The organism is Methylobacterium variabile (genome assembly GCF_001043975.1).
Lineage (GTDB): Bacteria > Pseudomonadota > Alphaproteobacteria > Rhizobiales > Beijerinckiaceae > Methylobacterium > Methylobacterium variabile.
Genome location: NZ_LABY01000358.1, coordinates 1 through 5610 on the forward strand (window position 1 = coordinate 1; position 5610 = coordinate 5610).

General features: G+C 73.9%; 2 protein-coding genes. One reads left to right on the forward strand and one right to left on the reverse strand.

Annotation, left to right across the window (positions count from 1 at the left end):
- On the reverse strand, positions 1 to 1272 hold a 1272-nt coding region (locus VQ02_RS32905), incomplete at its 3' end, for an N-acetylmuramoyl-L-alanine amidase (RefSeq protein ID WP_048448484.1).
- A 761-nt stretch (positions 1273 to 2033) separates the two neighbouring features.
- Here VQ02_RS32905 and VQ02_RS32910 point away from each other — a divergent pair.
- Entirely contained in the window at positions 2034 to 5279 is a 3246-nt protein-coding gene (locus tag VQ02_RS32910; RefSeq protein WP_048448485.1) for an Rne/Rng family ribonuclease, read from the forward strand.
- Positions 5280 to 5610: the final 331 nt, after the last annotated feature.

Below are 5610 nucleotides of genomic sequence, written 5' to 3' on the forward strand. Positions count from 1 at the left end.
CCCGCGGGCGGTCACGGCGGGCGGCAGTCGGGCGGCGAAGAAGGCCTCGATCGCGCCCGCCATCTGGGCGGTGACGTTGCCGCGCCACTCGTCGGAGAGCAGCAGGTCGAGGTCGCGCTTGCTCGACAGGTAGCCGAGCTCCACCAGCACCGAGGGCACGTCGGGGGAGCGCAGCACCCGGAAGCCCGCCTCGCGGTGGGGCTTCACGCTCATCTCCATCACGCCGGAGAGGCGGCCGAGCAGCCCCTGCGCGAACCGGGCCGAGAAGCCGCGGGTCTCCCGCAGGGTCAGCTCCTGCAGGATGTCGGCGACGTCGCCCGGGCCCTCGCCCTGGTCGGCGCCGGCAGCGGCATCGGCCTTGTTCTCGCGGTCGGCCAGCCGGGCCGACTCGGCGTCGGTCGCCCGCTCCGACCCGGTGTAGATCGTGGCGCCCCGGACCTGCGGCGCCGCGGAAATCGAATCGGCGTGGATCGACACGAACAGGTCGGCCTTGGCGTCGCGGGCGATGCGCACCCGGTCGGCGAGCGGGACGAACACGTCGCGGTCCCGGGTCATCTGCACCCGGATCTTGCCCGCGGCCTCCAGGCGCTTCACCAGCCCCTGCGCGACGCCGAACACGATGTCCTTCTCGTAGACGCCGTTGCCCGCGATTGCCCCCGGATCGATGCCGCCGTGGCCGGCATCGATGATCACGAGGGGACGCGCATCGACGGCCTCCCGGGCCGGCGGGCCCGCCGGACGGGCGGGCTCCGGCGGCTGGGAGGCGCGCCGGAAGGCCTCGCGGTCGCTGCGGGCGAGATCGATGGTGAGCAGCGTCGCTCCGTCCCGCGGCCGGGTCGAGGTCGCGACCCGTGCCACCGTGGCGGCCTGGGCGAGGTCGATGACGATCCGAGAGCGCCCGGGCGCGAACAGGCCGTAGCGGTACGAGGCGACGAGGCCGTCGCGCTTGCGCCCGGCCTCGGGGGGCAGCTGGAAGTTCACCTCCGGCAGGTCGACGATCGCGCGGTCCGGCCGCTCCATCACGAAGGCCCGGGCCTCGACCGGCCGGGACAGCACCACGGTCAGGCGGGTGCCGCCCTCGGGGGCGGCTCCCGTCTCGGCGGCGATCGCCACGGCGGGGCGCTCGGAGCCCGGACGTTCGGACCCGGGACGCTCGGCGACGGGCCGCTCCGGCGCGGGCGGGGCGGCTCCGGCGGCGGCCGGCAGGCCGAGGGCCGCGGCCAGGATGGCGGCGCGGGCGAGCAGGCGGATCGGACGTGCGCGTGTCGGCATGGTCTCGCGGCGACTTCAGGCGGCATCCCGGTTACGCGATAACCGCGCCATGGTTAACGCATCGCAAAGGGCTTCGGATCGCCGGCGGCCCGCTGTGGCCGCCGGGAAACAGCCGGCCCGCCGGCCGCCCGCGGCCGATGCGGCGATGGTGCTTGCAAATTCCGCCGGACACTCTGTAATGGTAACGACCCCTGCCCGTTGCCGCCGGCCTCTCCGCCGCGGCCCGCGGGCCCGCCCGGGCGCTCTCGCAGCGGCTTCGGCGCAGGCCGGCCGCCGGCAGATCGTCCGACGATCAGCGTGCCGGGCAGGTGTCGCGTGATCCGCGTCGGCGTTCGTGAACGTCGTCGCCCGTTTTCCAACGGCCGCCGGACCTCGAGGTCCGGGCGCCTCGATTCGAAAGGTCGGTGGGAGTATGCGTGGACGCACAGCCTCGGATTTCGAAGCTGCCGTCCCCGGCGCACGCGTCCGGCGTCGCGCCCGTCCGCGCTCCCTGCCCCCGGCCATCGTCAACCCCTCGCGCGCGTGGATGCGCGCAGCGGCGATTGACGGCACCCCCCGCACGACATCATCCGCCGCGCCCGATCGGACGCGGCACGGGAGAACCCTCCCGGCGCGGATCTCCGCGCCCGGGGCGGCACCGGACTACGGAGGCTCGTCCTCCCGCGCACGGCCAGGATCCCCGAGGTTCATGTCCTCGAGGTCCATTCCCGGATGGCCCCGTCCAGCGGCGCTGCCGTTGATCGCCATGCCGAAAGTTCGTCATGGCCAACAAGATGCTCATCGATGCCGCCCACCCGGAAGAGACCCGGGTGGTGACGGTCAAGGGTTCCAAGGTCGAGGAATTCGACTTCGAGTCCGCTAGCCGCCGCCAGCTGCGGGGCAACATCTACCTCGCCAAGGTCACGCGGGTCGAGCCGTCGCTGCAGGCCGCCTTCGTCGAGTACGGGGGCAACCGCCACGGCTTCCTCGCCTTCAGCGAGATCCATCCCGACTACTACCAGATCCCGATCGCCGACCGGATGGCGCTCCTCGAGGAGGAGGCGCGGGCCGAGCGCGAGCACGAGGAGCGCCCCGAGCGCCAGGAGCGCAGCGAGCAGCAGCCCCGCCGTCGCCGGCGCCGCGGCCGCCGGGCCGAGGCCTCGTCGCGCCCGGCCGACGCCGTGGTGAGCGCCCCCGCCGAAGAAGCGCAGGAGAGCGGCGCGCACGAGAGCGGCGCAGCGGAGACGGACGCGCAGCACGGCGCCGCGCCCGAGGCCGTCGCGGGCTCGGTGGACGACGCCGCGCAGGCCGCCGAGGGCCAGGCGCCCGAGGGTTTCGAGCCCGAGACCGGCGAGCACCCGGCGCAGGAGACCGCCTCGGCCGGCGAGGCCGGTGCGGCCGCGCCGCAGGACGGGGCCGAGGCCCCGACCGCGGAGACACCCGCCACCGAGATCCTCGCGGCCGAGCCCGCTGCCGCCGAGACGCCTGCTGCCGAGACGTCTGCCGCGGAGGCTCCCGCCGCCGAGGCCGCCCCGTCGCATGAGGGCGTGACCGAGACGGCCCCCGCCGCCGAGACGGCGCCCGACGCGTCGGTCGCGGCCGCCCATGCGGAGGATGCGGCCGCCGAGACAACGGCCGAGGCGCCGGATGCGGCTGACGCGGTCGTGCTGCCCCAGCCCGTCGCCGCCTCGCAGCCGGTCGATGCCGCGGAGGCCGACGCCGACGAGGATGAGGACGAAGAGGACGACGAGGACGAGGCCGGCGAGACCCTGGCCGGGTCCGACGACGAGGATGACGACTCGGATGACGAGGACGAATCCGACGACGAGGATGACGAGGACGAAGGCGACGAGGACGACGACGAGGACGAGGACCACGAGGAGCCGGTCGTCGAGCAGGTGGGCGGCCGCGGCGACGCCCTGGCCGAGATCCCCGAGCGGCCCCGCGCCCCGCGCCGGCACTACAAGATCCAGGAGGTGATCAAGCGCCGGCAGGTCATCCTGGTCCAGGTCGTCAAGGAGGAGCGCGGCACCAAGGGCGCGGCGCTCACCACCTACCTGTCGCTCGCCGGCCGCTACTCGGTGCTGATGCCGAACACCGGCCGGGGCGGCGGCATCTCGCGCAAGATCACCAGCGCGGCCGACCGCAAGCGCCTGAAGGAGATCGCCACCGACCTCGAGGTGCCCGAGGGGATGGGCGTCATCCTGCGCACGGCCGGCGCCTCGCGCACCAAGCCGGAGATCAAGCGCGACTTCGAGTACCTGATGCGCCTGTGGGAGAGCGTGCGCGAGCTGACGCTGTCCTCCTCCGCGCCGGCGCTCGTCTACGAGGAGGGCTCGCTGATCAAGCGCGCCATCCGCGACCTCTACAACAAGGACATCGACGAGGTTCTGGTCGCGGGCGAGGAGGCCTACCGCGAGGCCAAGGACTTCATGCGGATGCTGATGCCAACGCAGTCGAAGGTGGTGAAGCCCTACCGCGACCCGGTCCCGGTCTTCGCCCGCTTCGGCATCGAGCAGCAGCTCGACGCGATGTTCTCCAACCACGTCTCCCTGCGCTCGGGCGGCTACCTCGTCATCAACCCGACCGAGGCCCTGGTCTCGATCGACGTGAACTCGGGGCGCGCCACCCGCGAGCACGACATCGAGGACACCGCCCTCAAGACGAACCTGGAGGCCGCCGAGGAGGTGGCGCGCCAGCTGCGCCTGCGCGACCTCGCCGGGCTGATCGTCATCGACTTCATCGACATGGAGGAGAAGCGGAACAACCGCGCCGTCGAGAAGAAGCTGAACGAGTGCCTGAAGAACGACCGCGCCCGCATCCAGGTCGGCCGGATCTCGCCGTTCGGCCTGTTGGAGATGTCGCGCCAGCGCATCCGCACCGGCGTGCTGGAATCGTCCTCGGTGCCCTGCCCGCATTGCGGCGGCTCGGGCTTCGTGCGGGCGACCGCCTCGGTGGCCCTGCTGATCCTGCGGGCGATCGAGGAAGCGCTGATCAAGTCGAGCTCCCACAACCTGGTGCTGCGGACCCGCACCGAGGTGGCGCTCTACATCCTCAACCAGAAGCGCGCCCACCTGCGCGAGCTCGAGACGCGCTTCGGCGTCGCCATCATCATCTCGGCCGATGAGCGCCTCGCCGCGACCTCGGCCTTCCACCTCGAGCGCGGCGAGCCGGCCCAGCGGGTCGAGCCGCGCGCCGTGACCAGCATCCGGGCCGAGGCGGTGGTGCCGCCGCCGCTCGAGGAGGAGGACGAGGACGAGGAGGTCGTCGAGGAGACCGGCGAGGCCGAGACGGAGGCCGAGGCCGAGGCCGAGGCGGAATCCGACGACGAGGCCGCCGAGGGCGCGCCCCGCGGCGAGGACGAGGGCGGCGGCAAGCGCCGCCGGCGTCGGCGCCGGCGGCGGGGCCGCGGCGAGCGCTCCGGCGCCGACGAGGCCGAGACGGAGGGTGACGAGGCCGACGAGGCCGAGACCGAGACCGCCGAGGCGGTGTCGATCCCGATCACCGAGGACGGCGAGGTGCGGGCGCGCGACGAGCGCGAGAGCCGCGAGGAGGCCCTGAGCCGGCGCCGCCGGCGCGGGCGTCGCGGCGGCCGCGGGCGCGAGCGCTTCGAGGAGACCGGCGGCTCGATCGGCGACGAGGTCGTGGCCGGAGCGGAGCTGGACGGCGACGGCCCGACCGGCGGCAGCCTGGTGCAGGACGCCCTGGCCGAGGAGATCGTCGCCCTCGACGAGATCGCCGGCCCCCCGCCCACGGCGGTGGGCGCACCGGTGGCGGCGTCGGACCTTCCGGCGATCGAGCGCGAGGCCCTGACCGTCGAGGCGATCGAGGCCCCGGCGCCCGTCGGGTCGTCCGAGCCGGCAACGGAGACGGCGGAAGCGGAAACGGCGGCCGAGCCCGCCGCCGAGGCGACGCCTCCCGCGCCGGAGCCGGAGCCGGTTGCGGTCGTGCTCACCCCGCCCGACCCGGATCGCCCGAAGCGGGCCGGCTGGTGGTCGCGCACCAAGGCGGCGATCGGCGGCGAGTGAGCGGGCCGGGCCCGTCGCGCTGACCGATCCCACTGAACACGATGCGGGCCGCGCTCCGGAAGGAGCGCGGCCCGTGCCGTTACGGACACTCTTCGTAATCGGTTTCGGGCTGGAGGGTGATCCGCAGCAGACGCCTCGCGATCGCGCGCAAGAGACGGCCGGACACTGATCCCGCCCCTGGTCAGCCGAGGTCATCTAATACCCTCGCGCCTTGGCATCGACACGTCGATGCGAAGGCGTCCGGCGCATCAGCGCCGGCGCCCGTTCGGGCTTGCCTTGCGCCTCCGAACGGGTCCGTTCGAAGGCGCGGCGGTATAACACGGTAGACGCC

Excerpts from the sequence above, each read along its gene's own strand:
- VQ02_RS32910 (WP_048448485.1), top strand. The coding sequence starts at position 2,034 with ATGGCCAACAAGATGCTCATCGATGCCGCCCACCCGGAAGAGACCCGG.